This is a genomic window from Mycobacterium sp. E796, from assembly GCF_001672815.1.
Lineage (GTDB): Bacteria > Actinomycetota > Actinomycetes > Mycobacteriales > Mycobacteriaceae > Mycobacterium.
Map to the genome: position 1 here is coordinate 1 of NZ_LZKK01000066.1, position 21,260 is coordinate 21,260.

A 21,260-nucleotide genomic window follows, 5' to 3' on the forward strand; every position below is an offset into this window, starting at 1 on the left:
CTTCTGCGACACCCCCTGCTTCTTCCAGCTCTACACACCGACCGACCGCGACGTGGCCGCCAGCCTGGTGCACCCCGCCGGCCGCCCCGGTCCCCGGAGCCCCATTGGCGCCATTACCGATCAGCGGGCGACCCGTGTATTGCAGGAACGGCGCGTTGATCGCCTGCAGGACGCCCTGCGGCGTCGGCAGCGGGGGAAGGCCCAGGTTCGCCAGCGTCTGCTCGGCGTTGGCGATCTCGGTGCCGAGGTAGGCCCCCGCGCCGGTGTTCAACAGGGTCGCGAACTGCGCATTGAACGCGGTGGCCTGGGCCAGGAGCGCCTGATAGTCCTGGCCAAACGCGTTGAAGATCGCGGTGATCTCGGCCGATATGTCGTCCGCGGCCGCGGCGGCCACGCCGGTGGTCGCCGGCGCCGCGGCGGCGTGTGCGGCGCTCAGCGCCGAGCCCAGATTCTGCAGATCTCCAGCCGCCGCGGTCACGAACTCCGGCGCTGCGACAACAAAAGACACGGGGCTACTCCTTAACCCTTGGACTCACCTGGCTACAGCCGATCGATGCGCCCACGGAGAAGTGAGCCTTGCTAATATATAGTCGGGCTCGTTAATTAAGGTCGAATTTGCGCCGAAATTCTCCCAGTTTTAACGCATTCGCGCACTTTCACGCCTGGATGCGGGCCCACGGGCGGGCCTCTTCGAGCTCGTAGGCAAGCTCCAGCAGCAGCGATTCCTGGCCGAGGTCGGCCGAGAGCATCATGCCCACCGGCATGCCGTCGGCGGACTGCGCCAGCGGCAGCGAGATCGCCGGCTCGCCGGTGACGTTCTGCAGTGGGGTGAACGAGACCCAGTCGATCAGCCGCTCGATGACCTGGTGGTAGTCGGTGGGTGCCAGGTGCCCGATGCGGGGCGTCTCATCGGCGAGGGTGGGCGTGAGCACCGCGTCGTGGGTGCCGAAGAACCGCGCGGTACGCCGCCGGGCCCGGCGCAGGCGCATGACCGCCAGCGGTAGCCGGTGCAGGTTGCGGGCGCAGTGCCGCTCCAGGCCCAGGGTCAGGCTGTCCAGCCGGGTGCGGTCGAACGTCTTGCCGAACATCCGTGCGCCGCCGCGGACCTGCGCCAGCGCCAAAAAGCCCCAATACAGTACGAAGTCGTCGACGAAGCTGGGCGCCACCGGCGGCTCGTCGATGTGCTCGACGCGGTGGCCCAGCTCCTCAAGGAGCGCCGCCGACTTGAGCGTCAGTTCCCGCACCGGTGGACTGCTCTCCCGTTGCACCGATCGGGTCAGCACGGCGATTCGCAGCCGCTGCCGACCGGGGCCCGTCACGTCGCCGACCGGCGCCAGCTTGTGGTTGCGCCAGGCACACTCGGCCTCGCGATAGAACGCCGCCGTGTCGCGCACCGACCGCGTCACCACGCCGTTGGCGACGACGCCCACGGGCATCCGGCGCAGGTGCGGGTCCAGCGGCAACCGGCCGCGCGACGGCTTCAGACCGACGAGCCCGTTGCAGGCCGCCGGGATGCGGATCGAGCCGCCGCCGTCGTTGGCGTGCGCGATCGGCACCACTCCTGCGGCGACGAAGGCGCCGGATCCCGACGACGAGGCGCCCGCGCTGTAGTCGGTGTCCCACGGGTTGCGGACCGGGCCCAGGCGGGGGTGTTCGGCGGACGCGCTGAAGCCGAACTCCGACAACTGCGTCTTGCCGACGGGCGCCAGCCCGGTGGCGAGGAACACCTTCGTGAACTCGCCGTCAGAGGTGGCGTTCCATGGCGTCCACGCGTCGGTGCCGTGCATCGTCGGCTGGCCCGCGATGTCGATGTTGTCCTTGATGAACGTCGGGACGCCTTCGAAAAACCGCGAGAAGCCGTCCGGCGGGGCGGCCGACGCGGCGGCGCGCGCCTGGTCGAACGCCGCGTACGCCAGGCCGTTGAGGACCGGGTCGACGGCCTCGGTGCGCGCGATGGCGGCCTCGATGACCTCGGCTCTGCCGACCGAGCCGGCCCTTAGGGCGTCGGCCAGGCCGACCGCGTCGAGGTCACCGAGGGCATCGTCGCCGAAAGCGTGCACGCGTCGCATGACACGACGCTAGCCGCTCGCGCTTTGCGGTTAAGCCTGGCCCACCTCGAAGCGAACGAACCGCGTCACGGTTACGCCGGCCTCGTCGAGCAGGGCCTTGACGGTCTTCTTGTTGTCGGACACCGACGGCTGCTCGAGCAGCACCGCGTCCTTGAAGAAGCCGGTGAGCCGGCCCTCGACGATCTTGGGCAGCGCCTGCTCCGGCTTGCCCTCGGCCTTGGCGGTCTCCTCGGCGATGCGGCGCTCGCTGGCCACGACGTCCTCGGGCACGTCGTCGCGGGACAGGTAGCGCGCCTTGAGCGCGGCGATCTGCAGCGCGACGGCGTGCGCGGCCTCCTGACCGTCGGCGCCCCTGTACTCGACCAGCACACCAACCGCCGGCGGCAGGTCCGCCGCGCGCTTGTGCAGGTAGGTCTCGACCGTGCCGTCGAAGAACGCCACGCGACGCAGCTCGAGCTTCTCGCCGATCTTGGCCGACAGGTCGGCGATGGCCTGCTCGACGGTCGTAGCCCCGGTGCTGGCCGCCTTCAGGGCGTCGACGTCGGTGGTCTTAGACTCGGCCGCCGCCGCGACGATCTCCTCGGCCAACTTCTGGAACTCGGCGTTCTTGGCGACGAAGTCGGTCTCGGAGTTGAGCTCGATGAGCGCCCCGCCATTGGCCGCGACCAGGCCTTCGGCCGTGGCCCGCTCGGCGCGCTTGCCGACGTCCTTGGCGCCCTTGATCCGCAGCGCCTCGACGGCCTTGTCGAAGTCGCCGTCGGTCTCGGCCAGCGCGTTCTTGCAGTCCAGCATGCCGGCGCCGGTGAGCTCGCGAAGCCGCTTGACGTCGGCGGCGGTGAAGTTCGCCATATCAACCTTCCTAGGAGGTCTCAGGGGTTTCGGGTGCGCCTCCAGCGGCGTCGGTGGTGGCTGCGGTGGTGGCCGTCGCTGCAGTAGTGGCTGTCGCCGAGGCCAGCAGCTCCTGCTCCCACTCCGCCAGCGGCTCGGCCGACTCCGCCTCGGGCTTGCCGTCGCCGCGGCCCAGCCCGGCGCGTGCCTGCAGGCCCTCGGCGACCGCGGAGGCGATCACCTTGGTCAGCAGCGCGGCCGAGCGGATCGCGTCGTCGTTGCCCGGGATCGGGTAGTCGACCTCGTCCGGGTCACAGTTGGTGTCCAGGATCGCGATGACCGGGATACCCAGCTTGCGGGCCTCGCCGACGGCGATGTGCTCCTTGTTGGTGTCGACGACCCAGATCGCCGACGGCACCTTGTTCATGTCGCGGATGCCGCCGAGGCTGCGCTCCAGCTTGTTCTTCTCCCGGGTCAGGCCCAGGATCTCCTTCTTGGTGCGGCCCTCGAAGCCGCCGGTCTGCTCCATCGCCTCGAGCTCCTTGAGGCGCTGCAGCCGCTTGTGCACCGTGGAGAAGTTGGTGAGCATGCCGCCCAGCCAGCGCTGGTTGACGTAGGGCATGCCGACGCGGGTCGCCTCGGCCGCGACCGATTCCTGCGCTTGCTTCTTGGTGCCGACGAACAGCACCGACCCACCGTGGGCGACGGTCTCCTTGACGAACTCGTACGCCTTGTCGATGAAGGTCAGCGTCTGCTGCAGGTCGATGATGTAGATGCCGTTGCGGTCGGTGAAGATGAACCGCTTCATCTTGGGATTCCAGCGACGGGTCTGATGCCCGAAGTGGGTGCCGCTGTCAAGCAGCTGCTTCATTGTTACGACAGCCATTGCCGCCATTCCTTTGTTGTCGGTTGTCGCCCGGCATCGGGTGAGGCCGGGCCCTGGCGCCTGCTGAGATGTCGAACCCTTACTCGGGACCGCTCGACATCCGGTTGTTGCGCAGACACGCGAAGTCAGCCCGTTTACACGGACCGCGGAAAGGAGTTTACACGGTTCAGCCAGGTGCTTTCTCCACAGCGCTGGCTGGCCGGATCAGCGGCGCGGCGCTGAACTAAAGCGGTGCGGTGGCTGGCGTTGGTGCTGATGCTCGGGCTGGTCAGCGCGGTGCCCGCAGTGGCCGACGACGTGCGGCTGGACTGGCCGCTGCGGCCGCCCCCGGCGGTGGCCCGCGGATTCGACGCGCCGTCACCCGACTGGAATCCGGGTCACCGCGGCGTCGATCTGCCCGGCTCGCCCGGCAGGCCGGTGTACGCCGCCGGCGCGGCGACCGTGGTGTTCGCCGGGGTGCTGGCCGGCCGACCGGTGGTGTCGCTGGCCCATCCCGGCGGCCTGCGCACCAGCTACGAGCCGGTCCGGGCGGCCGTGCGGGTGGGCCAGGCGGTGACGGCCGGGACCGTGATCGGTTCGCTGGTGGCCGGGCACCCGGGCTGCCCGGCCGCGGCGTGCCTGCACTGGGGCGCGATGTGGGGTCCGGCGTCGGGCGCCGACTATGTCGACCCGCTCGGGCTGCTGAAGTCCACGCCGATCCGGCTGAAGCCGCTCGACGGGGCAGCGGCGCATCATCCGTAACAGGCGCCACGGGAGCCTCCGCGGGAAGGCGGCACACTTCCTGCCCGCCTCAGAGCGACAACCGGAACGTCGGCGCGCGCAGGCGGAATTGTCGCTACGAGCCGGGCACGTCGGGTGCCGCCAGCTCTAGAGACTTCTGTGACGCATGTGACCTGCAGGGCCCTCAGGCGCGTGGGTGGGCCTGGTCGTGCACCGCTCGCAGCCGGGACACGGCGACGTGCGTGTAGAGCTGGGTCGTCGCCAGGCTGGAATGGCCGAGCAGCTCCTGGACGACCCGCAGGTCGGCCCCGCCCTCGAGCAGGTGGGTGGCCGCGCTGTGGCGCAGGCCGTGCGGTCCCATGTCGGGCGCGCCGTCGACCGCCGCGACGGTCTGGTGCACGACGGTGCGCGCCTGGCGCACGTCGAGCCGCCGGCCCCGCGCCCCCAGCAGCAGCGCCGGCCCGGACTCGGCGGTCGCCAGGGCGGGACGCCCGTCGGCCAGCCACGCGTCCAGCGCCTCGGCGGCCGGCGCACCGAACGGCGCGCTGCGCTGCTTGTTGCCCTTGCCGAGCACGCGCACTAGCCGATGCCGGGTGTCCACGTCGTCGACGTCCAGGCCGCACAGCTCGCTCACCCGAATGCCGGTGGCGTATAGCATCTCGACGATCAGCCGGTCTCGCAGCGCCAGCGGATCCCCTTGTTGGGCACCGGATTTCGCGGCCGCCATGGCCTGCAGGGCCTGGTCCTGGCGCAGCACCGACGGCAGGGTGCGGTGCGCCTTGGGCACCTGCAGCCGGGCCGCGGGGTCCGCGGTGAGCAGGCCGCGGCGCACCGCCCACGCGGTGAACGCCTTGACCGCCGAGGTGCGCCGGGCCAGCGTGGTGCGGGCCGCGCCGGCGCCGGCGGCCGAGGCCAGCCAGGCCCGCAGGACGGGCAGACTCAACGCCTCGAGACCGCGCCCGTCGAGGAACGCGAACAGCGAGCGCAGGTCGCCCAGGTACGCCCGGCGGGTGTGCGCCGAGCGGTGGCATTGCAGCGCCAGGTACTCGTCGAACTCCTCGAGGATCGCCTCCACGCCCCTACGGTCGCAGGCGCCCGGGGCCGGGCTCAGGTGACGCGCCGGAGCGTTTCCGGGGTGAGATCTTTCAGCGTGGGATAGCCGTCGACGGCCATGATCAGGTCGGCCTCGGCGAGCATGGTGCGCAGCACGTGCACGATGCCGTCGACGCCGCCCAGGGCCAGGCCGTACGCGTACGGGCGGCCGATGCCCACCGCGGTGGCCCCCAGCGCGAGGGCCTTGATGATGTCGGCGCCGCTGCGGATGCCCGAGTCGAACAGCACGGGCAGCCCGCCGGCCGCCTCGACCACGCCCGGCAGGCAGTCGATCGCGGGCAGGCCGCCGTTGGCCTGCCGGCCGCCGTGGTTGGAGCAGTAGATGCCGTCGACGCCGCCGTCGCGGGCGCGCCGCGCGTCGTCGGGATGGCAGATCCCCTTGACCAGCAGCGGCAGGTCGGTCAGCGAGCGCAGCCAGGGCAGGTCATCCCACGTCAGCGCGTTTCCGAACAGCTGTATCCAGCGCAGCACCGCGCCCTGCGGGTCCTCCTCCGGCGGGCGCGCCAGGCCGGCGCGGAACACCGGGTCACTGGTGTAGTTGGCCAGGCAGTGCCCACGCAGCTGCGGGAAGTTCGACGTGCTCAGGTCGCGCGGGCGCCACCCCGTGACCCAGGTGTCGAGGGTGACGACGATGCCCTTGAAACCGGCGGCCTCGGCGCGGTGCACCAGGCTGGCGGCCACGTCGCGGTCGGTCGGTGTGTAGAGCTGGAAGAAGCCGGGGGTGTCGCCGAAGGCGGCGGCGACGTCCTCCATCGGGTCGACCGTCAGGGTCGAGGCCACCATCGGCACGCCGGTGGCCGCGGCCGCGCGGGCCGTGGCCAGGTCGCCGTGGCCGTCCTGGGCGCAGATGCCGATGACCCCGATCGGCGCCATGAAGACCGGCGACGGCAGGGTCATGCCGAACAGCTCGACGGACAGGTCGCGCTGGGCGGCGCCGACGAGCATGCGCGGGATGAGGCCCCAGCCCTCGAAGGCGCTGCAGTTGGCCCGCTGCGTGCGCTCGTCGCCGGCCCCGCCCGCGACGTAGGACCAGACCGACGGCGGCAGCGCCGTGGCGGCCTTCGCCTCCAACTCGGAGAACACCATCGGAAACTTCGGCACCACTCCGGCCAGGCCCTGCAGGTAGATCTCGTTCTGGTAATCCCCGAAATGAGCCATCGCGCTAGGACCCGGCCTCGGCCTCGGCGAGTTCCTTCTTCCACTGCCGGAACGTCTCCTCGGTGCGGCCCCGCCGCCAGTAACCAGAGATCGACGACGCCCATTTCGCGTCCACGCCACGCTCCTTGCGGATGTAGGGCCGCAGGTTGTGCATGACGGTTTGCGCCTCGCCGTGGATGAACACGTGCACCTGCCCGGGCAGCCACTGCGCGGTGGTGACCGCCTCTATCAGCGGCGCGAAATCACCGGCGCGATCCTCGGGCACCAGGTCGGCGCGCCCGCCGCGGTAGACCCAGCTCACCTCGACGTTTTCCGGTGCCCTCAGCGGGATCTCGTCTTCCTGCCCGGCGACTTCGATGAACGCCTTGCCAACGGCGTTGGGGGGCAAGGCTTCCAGCGCCGTGGCGATGGCCGGAAGCGCCGACTCGTCGCCGGCCAGCAGGTGCCAATCGGCGGCGGGGTCGGGGGTGTAGGCGCCGCCGGGGCCCATCAGATAGATCGGCTGGCCGGGTTGGGCCGAGGCCGCCCAGGCGCCCGCGATGCCGTGTTCGCCGTGCACGACGATGTCGACCGTGAGTTCGCCGGCGGCGACGTCGACGTCGCGCACCGTCATGGTCCGCACCGACGGCTTTTTCTCCGGGGACAGGTCGGCGAAGCTGTCCAGGGTCAACGGCTGCGGCAACGCCGCCATGTCGACGTCCTCGGGGACGAAGGCCAACTTGACGTACGAGTCCGTGAATTTGCTCGGCGCGAAGGTGTCGAAGTGACTGCTGCCCAGCACGACCCGGACCATGTGCCGGGTGAGCTGCTCGGTGCGGGTTACTTCGAAGCTTTGTAGAGGTCGACCTGCCACATATCCTCCTGTCGGGACCCGACCCCCCGTCGACTATACGGACCGCAAGTGCGCAGTTTTCCGGTTAGGCCGTGCCGCGAATCCGATACCGGGACAATGAGGGAATGACTGAGGCCGAGGGCTTGCCGATCCCGCCGTTGGCACCGTCGTCGCGGCCGCTGTCGCCGGGCATCAAACCTCTGCTGGTATTGGTGAAGATCCGCGGCATCATGGACGCGTTCACGTTGTCCGAGCCGGAGCTGACCCTGGGCGAGATCCGCGCGCGGACCGGCTATCCGACGTCGACGGTGCAGCGGCTCGTGGCCAACCTGGTGTCCGAGGAGTTCCTCGACCGGGTGGGCGACCGCTACCGGATCGGGGCGCGGGTCGCCTACTGGGCGGCGCCCGTTGCCAGCGGCATGGACATTCTGGACGCGGTGTCTCCGGCGCTGGAATCGCTGCGCGACGCCAGCGGGGAGACGGCCTGCTTTTTTCGCCGTGAGGGCCCGTTCCGGGTGTGTGTCGCCATTGCGGAGACGCGCCATGCGATCCGACGCGAGATGCACGTGGGAAAGGTAGTGCCCCTGCATGTCGGATCGGCCGGTCGCGTGTTGATGGCCTGGGACGACGAGGCGCTGGAAGAGGCGCTCGCATCGGGGCTTTCCCCGTTCACCGATGAGACGATCACCGATCCAGAGTCGTTGCGCGCCAAGGTGGAAGAGACCCGGCGCATGGGCTTCGCCGTCACCTCCGGGGAACGCGACGAGGGCGCGACGGGTGTGGCGGCGCCGGTGTTCGACTCGCGCGGCCGCGTGGCCGGCGCCCTGATGATCAGTGGACCCAGTTTCCGTCTGCCCCATGAGCGCGCCGAGCTGTGGGCCGAAAACGTGGTCGGGGCAGCCGATCAGGTGACGCGGACGCTCGGCGGCCGTCTCCCCTACTGAGGCCGCGCGAGGGCCCTACCCGGCGGCCGGTGGGCGCGGCATGACGGTAAGACGCATGCCGTATCGGGGTCCCCTGCCGGCGCCCCCCTCACCTGCCCCGGCCCCGGCCAGCGGCATCCCGCCGAAGACGTTCCCCGCCCGTGCGTCCGGGGCTTCCCTGATATTGCTAACCGGCATGATCGTCCCGTGGTGTGGCTCCGCCAGGGTGCCCCAGACCGGCGGGACCGACAAACGACCGACGGAGGCCGCGTTGCCCAACGCTCCCGCAACCGAAGCACCGCCATGGGCTAACCCCAGCCCCAGGGACGGTGGGACGATGACCGCCGGTGGTGCCGCCGCCGGGGCGGCCGCGCTCGCAGCACCACCAAATGAGCCCGCGGTTTTCGCGATCGTCATAAAGGTGTTGGCGATGCCGGCGGAGAAGAAGGGCAAGCCTTCGGTGTTGTAAAACGTAGTGGAAAAAGGCGCGTAGAAGGTGAAAATGTCACCCAGGTATCCCACCAAACCCGAGGAGAGCGCGCTTTTCACCGGATCCGCCGGAGGGGCCGCCGATTCGGCAGCCTGCATACCGGTGGACAGCTTTCCCAGCGTCGAGGTGATTGTGCTCATGGCACTGCGCAACGTGTTTTGCGCCGTGCCCGCCGACGTACCAGTGGCCGCGCTGACCGAGGCGGCCTGATGAGCCATACCGGCGGGATTGGCCGTGTGGGGAGCCGAGGCAAACGGTGTGACCGCCGAGACGCTCGCCGATCGGCCCGCATAGTTGTACATCGTGGCCGAGTCGGTTGCCCACATTTCCCCGTACTGGGCTTCCAAAGCCGCTATCGCCGCGGTGTTTTGGCCCAGCACGTTGGTGGACAACAGCTGCGCTAGATTGACACGGTTGGCCGCGATGACGGGCGGCGGCACGATCGTGGCAAGCGCCGTTTCGAAGGCTGTCGCAGCGGACATGGCTTGACTTGCCGCATGTTCAGCCGCAGCGGCCGTGGTTCTCATCCATTCCACATAGGGGGCGACGGCCTGCGCCATCGATGCTGAGGCCTGCCCTAACCACTCCTCGTTGGACAACGTGTTCACCACCCTGTCGTAGGCTATGGCAGCCGAATTCAGCTCAGCAGCAAGGGTATTCCATCCCGAAGCCGCCCCCATCATCGACGTTGAGCCCGGGCCCGCATACAACAGCCCCGAGTTGATCTCTGGCGGTAACGCCCCAAAGTCGAGCATCACGAGCCCCTTAACCAGTCGCGATCGCATTGGCGGCCTCGGTGGCCGCATACGATCCCGAACTGAAATCCAATGCGTTGACAAACATCTCGTGAATAGTCATCGCTTGCGCGCTGACCTGCTGATACAACTGCGCATGGGCTGCGAACTGCGCCGCGGTCAGTATCGAAACTTGGTCCGTGGCAGCGGGCATCACCCCCGTCGTCGGCGCCGCCGCCGCCGCATTCTGGGCCGCAAGTGCCGAGCCAATAGCCCGCAATGCACCGGCCGCTGCCGACAAGGCCTCTGGTTGCGCAGTAACAAAAGACATATGATCTCCTTCCCCAATAACCTTCCGGTTCAATCAATCTCGAATTGCGTTCCGGCCCATGGTGTTACCCGGCCGATGGTGGACGAGCAGTAAAGCGGGGGCGAAATCCGTATTCGCGGGGCGGCCAGCCGTCGCGGTCACGTCTGCCGCGAGCCGGCGGCATTTGGCGAAGCAGTGCCTCTGGTCCGTTCGACGGGCCGCTGGCACCCTCGCTGCCGATCCCCCGGACGATGGGCTCCTGTGCTGCATTCGGTGCCGTCGCGGCCCAGCTCGGTGGAACCGAAAGCGAACCAACCTTGCTTGACGAAGCCAAGTTTGCCGAGAACAGGCCACTGCCGAGGTTGACGGGCGCCGCGAGGGCGGGCGGTGCGGACAAGCCTGCAGCCGCCGCGCCGGCGGCATGCTCAGGCCACAGCACCCCCATATGCGAGAAAATCAGGGAACCCACATAGATCATCGGCCAGTAGATAACGTCCAGGGGACTGAACAGCAGTCCTTTTATCTGGGCGGCCGCGGTATTGACCATGTCGTTGATCGCTGCCTGCGTCGCCGACGGTCCGCCTGTCCCCGTCGCCGCGGCCACGGCCTGAGCGACCGCGGCTTGCTGTTGCGCCAGTCCGGCTTGGTCGGTGGTCTGAGTCGGCTCGGTGAACGGGGCCAATTGCGAAGCGGTCGCCGCGGAATCTGCATAGGTGTACATCGCGACGGCGTCTTGGGCCCACATTTCGGCATATTGGACCTCGGTTGCCGCGATCGCCGGGGTGTTCTGGCCGAAGAAGTTCGTGGCGACGAGCAACGCCAACAACGCGCGGTTTGCGGCGATCACGGTCGGGGGAACCGTCATCGCGAAAGCGGCCTCATAAGCGGCGGCGGTGGCGCTGGCCTGCGCGCCCGCCTCGTCGGCCAACGCGGCGGCGGCGCTCAACCAAGCGACGAAGGGAGTGACACCGGCCACCATCAACTGCGATGCCGCGCCGAGCCACTGCGAGGTGGTCAACTCAGCAGTCACCGACGCGTAGCCGGACGCGCTCGCGCTCAACTCGGCCGCCAGGCCGTGCCAGGCCGCCGCCGCGGCCATCATCGGCCCCGAACCCGGCCCCGCATACATCCGGCCCGAATTGATCTCTGGCGGAAGCGCCCCGAAATCGAACACCTTTACTCCTCAGCCGTTTTGACCGTGTCCGCTATCAGGCCGGGTTGATCTCCTCGAGGCTGCGCCGCGACGTGCGCGGCCCCAGCGTGAGGACCGCGACTACGACGACGACGAGCGCCATCGCGACCACGGTGAACATCGCTGCCGCGCCATAGGTGTCGAGGACGGGGATCAGGATGAAAGGCGAGGCGCCGCTGGAAAGCCGCGACAAGGAGTAGGTCCACCCAACTGCCGTGGCGCGCACGGCCGTTGGAAATATCTCGGCCTGGTAGACGTGATACACGTTCGAGAAGACGTTGCCCGTCGCGGTGGTCAGAAACCCGAACACCACGATCAACGGCACCGACGATTGCGTCGCGAACATCAGGCCGAACGCGGCGATCGCCACCGTCGCGCCCACGAGCAGGAACTTGCGTTCGAATCGCGCCATCAACGGTATCGACACCGCGGACCCGATCGGGTACCCGAGGAACGACAGTGCGCTGAAGAACATCGACGAGGTGACGTCGTAGCCGCGACTGACCAGGACCAGCGCCGCAAGAGTGCCGAAGCCGTAATAACCGAACGTCTGAAACAGGTGGAACACGATCAGCATTGCCAATCGGCGGTTGTAAGGCGCACGCCGCAAGCGGCCCAGCGCGGGCCGGGTTCGGTCAGCCCCGACCGCCGCGAGCCCGGTATTGACCGGTCGCGCGGGCACTTTCGCGCCGGCCGCGAACTTGTCCAGCTCCCGCTGCGCCTCGTCGATCCTCCCGACGTCAGCGAGCCAGCGCGGCGACTCGGGTAGCCAACGGTTCAGGACGAACACGATCACGGCGCCCAGGCCACCGATGGCCAGAAGCCAGCGCCAGCCCGCGACACCGAGCGGCGAATGTTGGGTCAACCACATCGCAAGGAAGCCGGCGAACGGTACGGCGAGGAACGAGCAGGTGTAGGCGTAGGACGCCAGTCGGCCCCGGCGTTCCTTGGGCAGCACGTCGGCGAGGTAGGAGTCGGCCACCGGGTATTCGGCGCCCACCCCCACGCCGGCCAGGAAACGGGCGCCCACCAGCAGGGCCGGAGAGGGCGCGAACGCGCCCAGGAGCGAGAACACCGAGAACCAGGTCAGACCCAGCAGGAACGCCTTGCGGCGGCCGATCCGGTCCGCCAACCGCCCGAAAAAGGCTGCGCCGAAAAACATTCCGACGAACGCCGACGCCAGTACCAGGTTGAGCTCGGTGCCGCGGAGACCGAAGTCGTGGCGAAGCGCGGTGCTCATGGTGCTGGCCAGGAAGATCTCGTACATCTCGAAGAACAGGCCGAGTCCGACGACGACGATCGCCTTGCGGTGCACGGTCCCCACCGGCATGCGATCCAGTTGCTCGCCGACGGAGGTCGTGTTGAGCGTCACGGTTGGTGATGTTGTCATTCCTGCTCTCTCGTTCCCGCGGACTGGCCTACTTGGTAATCCGTAACTTGCGATGTGAGTTTCACAACAAGACGTGACTGTAGCGGCTCTCGTCACACCTGTGAAGACCTTTGTTGCCATATTGTGGGTTCTGATGCACGATGTGGGTACGAGAGGAGATTCGATGGACAGGTTCAACGGCGGACCGCTCGACGGCGTGCGCGTCCTTGAGCTGGGCAATTACATCGCCGCCCCGACGGGCGCGCGGCTCATGGCCGATTTCGGCGCCGAAGTCATCAAGGTCGAAAAGCCCGGAACCGGTGACGAATTGCGCACGTGGCGCCTCTACTCGGGCACCACGTCGATGCTTTTTCACACGATCAACCGCAACAAGAAGTCCGTCGTGCTGGACCTCAAAACCGAGCAGGGGCAAGCGGCGGTGCGCGAACTGGCTCGCTCCTGCGACATCGTGATGGAGAACTTCCGCCCGGGCACGCTGGAACGGTGGGGCATCGGCCCGGCCGAGCTGAGCGCGGCGAACCCGGACCTGATCATCGTGCGGGTCTCGGCCTACGGACAGACCGGACCGAGGGCCCACGAACCGGGCTTCGCCGCCGTCGCCGAGGCGATGGCCGGCCTACGCGGGCTCACCGGCGAGCCGGATCGTCCGCCGGCTCGGGTGGGCGTGTCCATCGGCGATTCGATCGCCGGCATCTACGCCGCGTTCGGCGCACTCCTCGCCCTACATCAGCGCCAGAAAGACCGCGCGGCAGGGCGATCCACGTCGCTGCCCGACCGCACCGTGGACGTCGCACTCACCGAGTCGATCTTCTCGGTGATGGAATCGTTGGTCCCGGAGTATGACGCCTACCAAGTCACCCGAACCCGAACCGGTGGTCGCATGCAGGGCATCGCCCCGTCGAACGCCTACCGGTGCGGCGACGGCCGCTGGGTCGTGATCGCCGGCAACGGGGACGGGATCTACCGCAGGTTCATGGGCGTGATCGGCCGACCGGACCTGGCCTACGATCCGCGACTGGCTAACAACACCCAACGCTGGCAGGCCCGCGACGAGCTCGACGAGGCGATCGGCGCCTGGACCGCGACGCTGCCCGCCGGCGAGGTGCTCGCCGCGCTCGCGGCCGCGTCGGTTCCCGCGGGCCCCATCAACACCGCCGCGGAGATCAAGTCCGACGAACAGTTCCTGGCGCGCGGCATGATTCAGCGCCTCCCGGTCTCGACCGGCACCGAGATGCTGCCGGATGTGGCGTTCCCCGGCATCGTTCCGCGCATCGGCGACGCCGCGCGCGCGATCGCGAGCCTGGGACCCGAGCTCGGCGCCCACACCGAGGAGATACTCGGCGCCCTCTCCGCGGATCGCGAGATCAAGGAGCTCATCGGATGACGACCGCGGTACACCTGCGCGACGTGACCCTGCGCGACGGCTTGCAGCTCACCGGCAAGCCGCTCGAGACCGCCCGCAAGGTCGAGTTGGCGCGGCTGCTGTTGAACGTGGGCGTTGACGCGGTGGAAATCGGTGCGATGGCGCGACCCGACTTGGTGCCCCCGATGGCCAACACGCTGGACGTCATCGCGGCGCTGAATCCCGAAGAGCTGCAACGCTGCTGGGTCTGGGCGGCTACATCGCGGGGGATCCTTCGAGCGATCGAGGCCGGGGCCCGCAACTTCCAGTACTGCCTGTCGGTCAGCGATCAGCACAACATGGCCAACATCGGGCGCACCACCGCCGACAGTATGGCCGCCTTACCCGATGTGATCGACCACGTCACGATCGCCGGCGGTCGGTTGGAATTGACCTTGGCAACCGCCTTCACCTGCCCCTACAGCGGCGCCATCGACCCGCGGCGCGTCCTCGACCTGATCACCGACGACCGGGCGGCGGCCATCTCGAGCGTCGTGCTGTGCGACACGCTGGGCCACGCCACGCCGAATCAGGTGCGCCGCTTGGTCGAGCGGGTCCGCGCCGTCGCGCCCGAGCACGAGATCGTCTTCCACGGGCACGACACCTGGGGCATGGGAGTCGCCAACAGCCTCGCCGCCATCCAGGCCGGCGCCACGATGGTCGACGGGGCACTCGGTGGTCTCGGCGGCTGCCCTTTCGCCCCGGGGGCGAGCGGCAACACCCCCACCGAGGACCTGCTGTTCGCGCTGCAACCAAGCTGGCTGACCCCCAGGGCGTTCGCCGACATCGTGCGCGCCGGGGAACTGATCCTGGCCGTGCTCGGGGAACCGAACCGCTCCAAGGCGGCCCAAGGCGCGCGATCCACCGCCCATGCGCTGGAATGGCTGATCGGCGAGCCGATTTCGGCCTGACCCGACTCATCGACGACCGGCGCGGACGATTCGCCACCGCCCCTCGTCGAGGCGCGCCAAACCGGCCATCTCGAGCATCGCCAGCGGCCCGAGCACCTGCTCGGGCGGCAGCGCCGACGCGACGGCGATCTCGTCGACCGTCGCGGCGCCGCGACCGGGCAACGCCTCGTACACCTGCCGCTCGACGTCGCTCAGCCCGTCGAGCGCCGTGGTGGGGTGCGGCTCTTCGAGCGCCAGCTCACCGATGTGGCCGACGAGCTCGACGACGTCGTCGGCGCGGGTGACGAGTTGCGCGCCATTGCGCAGCAGCACATGACAACCCGCCGACGCCGATGACGTCACCGGTCCGGGCACCGCGCCCACCACCCGGCCCAGCGCCCGCGCCCAGGCCGCTGTGTTGGCGGCACCGCTGCGCAGGCCGGCCTCGACCACCACCGCCACCCCCGCGACCGCGGCGACCAGGCGGTTGCGGGTGAGGAAGCGGTGCCGGGCCGGGCGGACACCCGGCGGGTATTCGGTGAACAACAGCCCGCTCGAGCCGACGCGATGCAGCAGCCCGGAATTGCCTGCGGGATAGGGGATGTCGAGCCCGCCCGCGAGCGTGGCGACGGTGATCCCGTCGCAGTTCAGCGCCGCGCGGTGCGCCGCGCCGTCGATGCCGTAGGCACCGCCGGAGACCACGGCCACCTCGCGTTCCACCAGCCCGGCGGCCAGGTCCGCGGCCACCTGCTCGCCGTACACCGTCGACGCCCGGGTCCCGACCACGGCCGCCGCCCGTTCGGCCACCTCGTCGAGGCGGGCCGGTCCCATCGCCCACAACACCATCGGCGGGCCGCCGCGGGCCCTGACCTCGGCGTTGCCGAAGGCGGCGAACGCCAGCAGCGGCCACTCGTCGCAGTCGGGCGTGATCAACCGCCCGCCACGTTCATCGAGAAGGTCGAGATCCGATGTGGCCCGGTCTATTCCGCGTCGGGCCTCGGTGTGGCGTGCCAGCTCGGCATCGACCGATCCGCGTCGGACCCGGTCCGCGGCCTCCACCGGGCCCACACGTCGCACCAGTTCGGCGAGCGGCGCGCAGGGCGGTTCGGCCACCCGGGACAGGTAAGCCCACGCCCGCAACACGTGATCGGTCACCGCCGCACCCCCGGTTGCCGGAAGCTGAGCGCGGTGGCGACTTCCTCGACGCCAGGCATGGACCGACCGGCCAGGTCGGCCAGGCTCCACGCGACCCGCAGCGTGCGGTCCAGGCCGCGGATGCTGAGCAGCCCACGGTCCAGCGCCTTGCGCAGCGGGTCCATCGCGGCGTTGCTGGGACGAAACTTTCGGCGCAACAGGGTCCCGCTGACTTCGGCGTTGGTGTGGAAGCCGTGCGGCCGCCAACGCTCGGCGGCCGCGCCGCGCGCCGCCGCCACCCGCCGGCGAACCTGGGCGGTCGATTCGCCATCGGTGACCGAGATCGCCCCGGCGCGCACCGGATTCATCTGCACCCGCAGGTCGACGCGGTCCATCAGCGGCCCGGACAGCTTGCCCAGATAGCGGCGTTTGGCCGCGGCGGCGCAGACGCAGTCCTGCGGATCGGCCGGGGCGCACGGACACGGGTTGGCGGCCAGCACCAACTGAAAGCGGGCCGGGTAGCAGGCCACCCCGTCGCGGCGGGCGAGGCGAATCTCGCCGTCCTCCAACGGCGTTCGCAGCGCTTCGAGCGCGCCGACGCTGATCTCGGCACATTCGTCGAGGAACAGCACCCCGCGATGCGCGCGGCTGACGGCGCCGGGGCGGGCCATCCCCGATCCCCCGCCGACGAGCGCCGCGACGCTGGAGCTGTGGTGCGGCGCCACGAACGGCGGCCGGGTGATCAACGGCGTGTCGGCCGACAGCAGCCCGGCTACGGAGTGAATCGCGGTGACCTCGAGCGCCTCGCCTTCGGAAAGCGGCGGCAGCAGCCCCGGAAGGCGTTGCGCCAGCATCGTTTTGCCCACTCCCGGCGGGCCGGTCAACATGAGGTGGTGCGCCCCCGCGGCCGCGACTTCCACCGCGAACCGCGCCTGCGCCTGCCCGACGACGTCGGCCAGATCCGCCGTCGGCTCCGGGTCGGTGGCCCCCGCGCTGATTCTGGGTTCCAGGCCGCCGGAGCCGCCGAGCCAGCCCTTCAGTTGCCGCAGCGTGCGCACGCCCCAGACGTCGATCCCGTCGATCAGGCTTGCCTCGGCCAGATTGTCCACCGGGACGACGACGCCCGGCCAGCCGTCGCGTTTGGCGGCCAGCACGGCGGGCAGCACCCCGCGCACCGGCCGGACCCGGCCGTCCAGCGACAGCTCACCCAGCAGCACCGTCTTCTCCAGCCGCTCCCACGGGTGCTTACGCTGCGCGGACAGCACCGCGGCCGCCAGCGCGAGGTCGTAGACCGATCCCATCTTGGGCAGCGTCGCCGGCGACAGCGCGAGGGTGAGCCGGGCCTGGGGCCAGTCGTCGCCGCAGTTGGTGACCGCCGCGCGGACCCGGTCGCGCGACTCCTGCAGGGCGGCGTCGGGCAGGCCCACCAGGTACACGCCCGGCAGGCCGGAGGTGATGAAGGCCTCGATTTCCACGGTGGCGCCGTCCAATCCGCGCACCGCGACCGAGAAGGCCCGTCCCAGCGCCATCAGCCGATCCCCTGCAGGTGGGTGATCTCCGGGGTGCGCTGGCGCCCGACCCGCACGCCGATCATGTCGATGCGCAGCGCCGCCCACCGCTCGTCCTGGCCGGCCAGCCAGAGCCCGGCCAGCCGCCGCAGCCGCCACACCTTCCGCGGGGTCACCGCGTAGGCCAGCCCGCCGTACCCGTCCCCGGTGCGGGTCTTCACCTCGACGAACACCGCGGTGCGGGTGGCGTCGTCGGCGGCGATCACGTCCAGCTCGCCGTAGCGGCAGCGCCAGTTGCGGCCCAGGACCCGCAGGCCCATCCGGATCAGATAGTCCACGGCGAGTGCCTCGCCCATTGCGCCCAGCTGCACCCTGGTCATTGTCTGTTCGGTCGTCATGGGGGCCACCGTGCCCGGCGGCGCTGACACGCACGGGCCCGGCGGCAGCCCTGGAGCTCAGTGCAGCGGCGGGCTATCCCCAGTCAGGCGTCCATCCACAGCCGCGTCCGCCGGCCAGCTAGCCCCAGTGCGGGGGCACGTCGTTGCCCGGGCAGTCGGCGGAGCGGCAGTGCACCTCGCGCACCCGCCTGCCGGTGACGTTGCCGTCGCTGTCGTAGGTGTATTCGACCGTGGCTTCGGCCTCGCGCCGGCAGGCGGGGCAGGTCGCCATTTCCGTCTTGAACCGCGACATGGCCTAACCGATCCGGTCCGCCCGGGTGTAGACGTTCATCGAGTCCTCCCGCAGGAACGCCACCAGCGTGATGCCGGACTCCTCGGCCAGCGACACCGCCAGCGACGACGGCGCCGACACCGCGGCCAGCACGGGAATGCCCGCCAGCACGGCCTTTTGCGTCAACTCGAACGAGGCCCGGCCGCTGACCAGCAGCACACAGCCCTGCAACGGAACCCGCCCGTGTTCCAGCGCCCAGCCCACGACCTTGTCGACCGCGTTGTGCCGGCCGATGTCCTCGCGCACCACCAGCGGTGTGCCGTCGGCCCGGAACAACGCCGCCGCGTGCAGCCCACCGGTGCTGTCGAAAACCTTTTGCGCGGAGCGCAATTGGCCCGGCATCGCCTTGAGCGTCGCCGCGGTGACGGTCGCGGGATCCGTGGCGGGCGAGAACCGTCCGATCAACCGCACCGCGTCCAGGGACGCCTTGCCACAGACCCCGCACGACGACGTGGTGTAGAAGTTGCGGGTGACATCGAGGTCCGGCGGCGCCACCCCGGCAGCCAGCGTCACGTCCAGGACGTTGTAGGTGTTCGGTTCGGTGCGCCCGTCGCAGTAGCGGATGGTCCGGACGTCCTCGCGCCCGCCGATGACCCCCTCGGTGAGCAGAAAGCCTTGCGCCAGTTCGAAATCCGAGCCGGGCGTGCGCATCGTCACCGTGACCGGCGCGCCGTTGACGCGAATTTCCAGCGGCTCCTCGACGGCCAGCGTCTCGGGTCGGGTGACGGCGCGGTCGGCGGTGAGATGCCGCGCGCGTCGGCGCGCCGTTACCTGGCCCACGCGCTCAAAGCTACCCTGGCGCCCCTCACACCGCTTCGGCCAGCGCGGCCAGCGTTTCCGCCGACGAGTGGACCGGCCGCCACCCGAGCTGGGTCCGGGCCTTCTCGGTGTCCATCACCACCGACGTCCGCGCGGAGTGCAGCCATTCCAGCATCGACGGCACGAACGGCACCTTGGAAATCGCCGCCGACGCCGCCGAGGCGGCAATCGCGGGAACCCGCACCGGCCGGCCACCGAGAGCCTTGGCCACCTCCGACAACGTCACCACGCCGTCACCGGCGATGTTGTACGCCCCCGGCGGCGCCGGGGCCGTCGCGGCCAGCGCAATCGCCTCCGCGACGTCGTCGTGGTGGACCAGCTGCAGCGGAATCCCCGGATCCGGCACCACCGGCTTCAATATCGGCGCCACCTTGCTGATCGCGCGTACCGGCGCGGGCAGCTGGTTCCAGGGCATCGCGTCGGCCAAAGCCGTCGCCCGGGGCCCGGCGACGATGCACGGCCGCAGCACGAACACCTCCAGCGACGAGCCCTCGGTGATGTCGGCGAGCAGCGCCTCGCACTCGGCCTTCTGCGCCGAGTAGTAATGCTCGGCGGTCCCGCGCGTCGGCACATCCTCGGTCAGCGGCACGGGGTTGTCCGAGTGGTAGCCGTAGGCCGCCACCGACGAGGTGTAGACCAGGCGCCGCGGCCGCTGGGCGGCGACCGTCGCCTCGAACACGTTGCGGGTGCCTTCCAGGTTGATGCGTTGGCTCTCGTCGCGGGAGCCCATGATGATGAAGGCCAGGTGGACCACGACGTCGGCGCCGGCCACCAGGGCGTCGACGGCTTCCCGGTCGGTGATGTCGCCCTGCTGGTAGATGGTTTTCTGCCAGCCGCACGACACCGGGTCGAACGGGCGGCGCGCCATCCCGATGATCTTCTCGACCGCGGGCTCGCGCTCGAGCGCCGTCACCGCCGAGACGCCGATCTCCCCGGTTGGCCCGGTCACCGCCACTGTCAGTCCCACCCGGGTGAGCTTCCCTTCGGAACCGTCGACCAAACCGCGCTCGCAAAAGTCGCATGCCGATACTCTCGACGAAAGATCACGAGCGGGAACGGGGCAAAGCGTGGTAGACGACTCGAATTCGACACCGGGCGGGGACAAGGCCGACCCGGCGACCGTCTTCGCCGCCCTTGCCGAGATCATCTACCAGGGCTCGGACGCCAAGCAGATGTACGCGGCCATCTGCATCGCCGCGACCCTGACCGTGCGCGGCTGTGACCACGCCAGCCTGCTGGTGCGCGACGGCGACCGCTACGTCACGGTCGGCGCCAGCGACCAGATCGCGCAGCACATCGACGAGATGGAACGGCGTTCCGGCGACGGCCCGTGCATCGACGCGATCGAGGAGGAGACCCCCCAGATCGAGCCCGACCTGACCACGCCGTCGCTGTGGCCCAAGTTGGCCGCCGTCCTCGTCGAGGAGACACCGGTGCGCGGGGCCATGGGCTTTCGGCTCCTCGTCGACAAGCGCAAGGGGGCCGCGCTCAACCTGTTCAGCGACACCCCGAACGTGTTCGACGCCGAATCGGCGGGCCGGGCGGCGGTGCTGGCGTCGTTCGCCAGCGTGGCCATCAACGCGGTCGCCAAGGGCGAAGACGCCGCGAGCCTGCGCCGGGGGCTGATGAGCAACCGCGAGACCGGCAAGGCGGTGGGCATGTTGATGCTGCTGCACGACATGACCGAAGACCAGGCGTTCGACCTGCTGCGCCGGCATTCCCAGGCGCTGAACATCAAGCTGGCCGAGGTGGCGCACGCCGTCATCGAAAACCGCGGCCAATTGCCGGTCAGCGGCGATACGAGTTAGCCGGGGGCCTACTCCGGCAGCCGCAACTCGGGCTTCTCGACCTCTTCGATGTTGACGTCCTTGAAGGTGACCACGCGTACCTGCTTGACGAAACGGGCCGGTCGGTACATGTCCCACACCCACGCGTCGGACAATCGCAGCTCGAAGTACACCTCGCCGTCGGCGTTGCGCGGCGTCATCTCCACGCTGTTGGCGAGGTAGAAACGCCGCTCGGTTTCCACGACGTAGCTGAACTGGCCGACGATGTCCTTGTATTCGCGGTACAGCGAGAGCTCCATCTCGGTTTCGTACTTTTCGAGATCTTCTGCACTCATCTGCTCAAACG

Annotated in this window: 21 protein-coding genes and 2 pseudogenes; 5 read left to right on the plus strand and 18 right to left on the minus strand. The window is 69.6% G+C overall.

Annotated elements, in window-relative coordinates:
• Positions 1-286 precede the first annotated feature (286 nt).
• From A5706_RS34060 to rpsB, 4 genes and pseudogenes are all read right to left on the minus strand, one after another.
• Positions 287-508: pseudogene (locus A5706_RS34060) on the minus strand (PE domain-containing protein); the annotation flags it as partial.
• 148 nt (positions 509-656) lie between these two features.
• Entirely contained in the window at positions 657-2,069 is a 1,413-nt protein-coding gene (locus A5706_RS05975; RefSeq protein WP_068128170.1) for an amidase, read from the minus strand.
• A gap of 30 nt (positions 2,070-2,099) precedes the next feature.
• A complete protein-coding gene (gene tsf / locus A5706_RS05980; RefSeq protein ID WP_068128174.1) occupies positions 2,100-2,918 on the minus strand; it encodes a translation elongation factor Ts in 819 nt (272 codons plus the stop codon).
• Positions 2,919-2,928: 10 nt separating this feature from the next.
• On the minus strand, positions 2,929-3,783 hold the full coding sequence (rpsB, locus tag A5706_RS05985) for a 30S ribosomal protein S2 (protein ID WP_068128177.1): 855 nt from the start codon (positions 3,781-3,783) through the stop codon (positions 2,929-2,931).
• Positions 3,784-4,053: 270 nt separating this feature from the next.
• Between rpsB and A5706_RS05990 the strand changes: the two are divergent.
• Positions 4,054-4,518 (plus strand): annotated as a pseudogene (locus A5706_RS05990) (M23 family metallopeptidase); the annotation flags it as partial.
• Between the two features lie 169 nt (positions 4,519-4,687).
• Here A5706_RS05990 and A5706_RS05995 read toward each other — a convergent pair.
• From A5706_RS05995 to A5706_RS06005, 3 genes are read right to left on the minus strand one after another with little or no spacing between them, the layout of a single operon-like run.
• Positions 4,688-5,578: a tyrosine recombinase XerC gene (locus A5706_RS05995; RefSeq protein WP_068128182.1), complete on the minus strand. Its 891-nt coding sequence runs from the start codon at positions 5,576-5,578 to the stop codon at positions 4,688-4,690.
• Positions 5,579-5,610: 32 nt separating this feature from the next.
• Positions 5,611-6,774 (minus strand): lactate 2-monooxygenase, encoded by a 1,164-nt coding sequence (locus A5706_RS06000; protein ID WP_068128183.1) that lies wholly within the window; start codon positions 6,772-6,774, stop codon positions 5,611-5,613.
• A 4-nt stretch (positions 6,775-6,778) separates the two neighbouring features.
• A complete protein-coding gene (locus A5706_RS06005) occupies positions 6,779-7,627 on the minus strand; it encodes a siderophore-interacting protein (protein ID WP_068128184.1) in 849 nt (282 codons plus the stop codon).
• Positions 7,628-7,731: 104 nt separating this feature from the next.
• On the opposite strand from A5706_RS06005, the gene A5706_RS06010 reads away from it, so the two are divergent.
• Positions 7,732-8,550, plus strand: coding sequence for an IclR family transcriptional regulator (locus A5706_RS06010; protein ID WP_068128186.1), 819 nt, complete (start codon positions 7,732-7,734; stop codon positions 8,548-8,550).
• A gap of 15 nt (positions 8,551-8,565) precedes the next feature.
• On the opposite strand, the gene A5706_RS06015 is transcribed toward A5706_RS06010, so the two are convergent.
• The 4 genes from A5706_RS06015 to A5706_RS06030 all read right to left on the minus strand — a co-directional run bounded on the left by A5706_RS06015 (position 8,566) and on the right by A5706_RS06030 (position 12,627).
• Positions 8,566-9,774 (minus strand): PPE family protein, encoded by a 1,209-nt coding sequence (locus tag A5706_RS06015; protein ID WP_068128218.1) that lies wholly within the window; start codon positions 9,772-9,774, stop codon positions 8,566-8,568.
• A 10-nt stretch (positions 9,775-9,784) separates the two neighbouring features.
• The gene (locus A5706_RS06020) at positions 9,785-10,084 is read right to left on the minus strand and encodes a PE family protein (protein ID WP_068128188.1); all 300 of its coding nucleotides are present in this window, start codon (positions 10,082-10,084) and stop codon (positions 9,785-9,787) included.
• A gap of 64 nt (positions 10,085-10,148) precedes the next feature.
• A complete protein-coding gene (locus A5706_RS32065) occupies positions 10,149-11,237 on the minus strand; it encodes a PPE family protein (RefSeq protein ID WP_255406296.1) in 1,089 nt (362 codons plus the stop codon).
• 34 nt (positions 11,238-11,271) lie between these two features.
• The gene (locus A5706_RS06030) at positions 11,272-12,627 is read right to left on the minus strand and encodes an MFS transporter (RefSeq protein WP_231985052.1); all 1,356 of its coding nucleotides are present in this window, start codon (positions 12,625-12,627) and stop codon (positions 11,272-11,274) included.
• 181 nt (positions 12,628-12,808) lie between these two features.
• Between A5706_RS06030 and A5706_RS06035 the strand changes: the two genes are divergently transcribed.
• Together A5706_RS06035 and A5706_RS06040 are read left to right on the plus strand one after the other, a co-directional pair.
• Complete coding sequence (locus A5706_RS06035; RefSeq protein WP_068128189.1) at positions 12,809-14,029, plus strand: CaiB/BaiF CoA-transferase family protein; 1,221 nt, start codon at positions 12,809-12,811, stop codon at positions 14,027-14,029.
• Entirely contained in the window at positions 14,026-14,958 is a 933-nt protein-coding gene (locus A5706_RS06040; protein WP_068128191.1) for a hydroxymethylglutaryl-CoA lyase, read from the plus strand. The genes A5706_RS06035 and A5706_RS06040 overlap by 4 nt, the downstream gene beginning before the upstream one ends.
• Positions 14,959-14,964: 6 nt before the next feature.
• Here A5706_RS06040 and dprA read toward each other — a convergent pair whose 3' ends face one another.
• The 6 genes from dprA to A5706_RS06070 form a co-directional block, all read right to left on the minus strand.
• Complete coding sequence (gene dprA, locus A5706_RS06045; protein ID WP_068128194.1) at positions 14,965-16,092, minus strand: DNA-processing protein DprA; 1,128 nt, start codon at positions 16,090-16,092, stop codon at positions 14,965-14,967.
• Positions 16,089-17,600 (minus strand): YifB family Mg chelatase-like AAA ATPase, encoded by a 1,512-nt coding sequence (locus tag A5706_RS06050; RefSeq protein ID WP_068128196.1) that lies wholly within the window; start codon positions 17,598-17,600, stop codon positions 16,089-16,091. Before A5706_RS06050 ends, dprA begins: the two co-directional genes overlap by 4 nt.
• Positions 17,600-17,977 (minus strand): YraN family protein, encoded by a 378-nt coding sequence (locus A5706_RS06055; RefSeq protein ID WP_068128197.1) that lies wholly within the window; start codon positions 17,975-17,977, stop codon positions 17,600-17,602. The genes A5706_RS06050 and A5706_RS06055 overlap by 1 nt, the downstream gene beginning before the upstream one ends.
• A 118-nt stretch (positions 17,978-18,095) precedes the next feature.
• Entirely contained in the window at positions 18,096-18,269 is a 174-nt protein-coding gene (locus A5706_RS06060) for a 5'-phosphate oxidase (RefSeq protein WP_068128199.1), read from the minus strand.
• A 3-nt stretch (positions 18,270-18,272) separates the two neighbouring features.
• The gene (fdhD, locus tag A5706_RS06065; protein ID WP_068128201.1) at positions 18,273-19,088 is read right to left on the minus strand and encodes a formate dehydrogenase accessory sulfurtransferase FdhD; all 816 of its coding nucleotides are present in this window, start codon (positions 19,086-19,088) and stop codon (positions 18,273-18,275) included.
• A gap of 25 nt (positions 19,089-19,113) precedes the next feature.
• Positions 19,114-20,094 carry an NAD-dependent epimerase/dehydratase family protein gene (locus A5706_RS06070; protein WP_068128221.1) on the minus strand — a complete coding sequence of 327 codons (981 nt, stop codon included), beginning with the start codon at positions 20,092-20,094 and terminating at the stop codon, positions 19,114-19,116.
• A 100-nt stretch (positions 20,095-20,194) separates the two neighbouring features.
• Between A5706_RS06070 and A5706_RS06075 the strand changes: the two genes are divergently transcribed.
• Positions 20,195-20,935, plus strand: a complete 741-nt coding sequence (locus A5706_RS06075) for a GAF and ANTAR domain-containing protein (protein WP_068128204.1) — start codon at positions 20,195-20,197, stop codon at positions 20,933-20,935.
• A gap of 8 nt (positions 20,936-20,943) precedes the next feature.
• On the opposite strand, the gene A5706_RS06080 is transcribed toward A5706_RS06075, so the two are convergent.
• Positions 20,944-21,249 (minus strand): DUF2469 domain-containing protein, encoded by a 306-nt coding sequence (locus A5706_RS06080; RefSeq protein ID WP_003875077.1) that lies wholly within the window; start codon positions 21,247-21,249, stop codon positions 20,944-20,946.
• Positions 21,250-21,260 lie beyond the last annotated feature (11 nt).

Bases quoted from the DNA above. Each gene is read 5' to 3' on its own strand.
- A5706_RS05975 (WP_068128170.1), bottom strand. From the start codon at position 2,069: ATGCGACGCGTGCACGCTTTCGGCGACGATGCCCTCGGTGACCTCGAC.
- tsf (WP_068128174.1), bottom strand. From the start codon at position 2,918: ATGGCGAACTTCACCGCCGCCGACGTCAAGCGGCTTCGCGAGCTCACC.
- rpsB (WP_068128177.1), bottom strand. From the start codon at position 3,783: ATGGCTGTCGTAACAATGAAGCAGCTGCTTGACAGCGGCACCCACTTC.
- A5706_RS06000 (WP_068128183.1), bottom strand. From the start codon at position 6,774: ATGGCTCATTTCGGGGATTACCAGAACGAGATCTACCTGCAGGGCCTG.
- A5706_RS06010 (WP_068128186.1), top strand. From the start codon at position 7,732: ATGACTGAGGCCGAGGGCTTGCCGATCCCGCCGTTGGCACCGTCGTCG.
- A5706_RS06015 (WP_068128218.1), bottom strand. From the start codon at position 9,774: ATGCTCGACTTTGGGGCGTTACCGCCAGAGATCAACTCGGGGCTGTTG.
- A5706_RS06020 (WP_068128188.1), bottom strand. From the start codon at position 10,084: ATGTCTTTTGTTACTGCGCAACCAGAGGCCTTGTCGGCAGCGGCCGGT.
- A5706_RS06035 (WP_068128189.1), top strand. From the start codon at position 12,809: ATGGACAGGTTCAACGGCGGACCGCTCGACGGCGTGCGCGTCCTTGAG.
- A5706_RS06040 (WP_068128191.1), top strand. From the start codon at position 14,026: ATGACGACCGCGGTACACCTGCGCGACGTGACCCTGCGCGACGGCTTG.
- A5706_RS06050 (WP_068128196.1), bottom strand. From the start codon at position 17,600: ATGGCGCTGGGACGGGCCTTCTCGGTCGCGGTGCGCGGATTGGACGGC.
- A5706_RS06055 (WP_068128197.1), bottom strand. From the start codon at position 17,977: ATGACGACCGAACAGACAATGACCAGGGTGCAGCTGGGCGCAATGGGC.
- A5706_RS06060 (WP_068128199.1), bottom strand. From the start codon at position 18,269: ATGTCGCGGTTCAAGACGGAAATGGCGACCTGCCCCGCCTGCCGGCGC.
- A5706_RS06080 (WP_003875077.1), bottom strand. From the start codon at position 21,249: ATGAGTGCAGAAGATCTCGAAAAGTACGAAACCGAGATGGAGCTCTCG.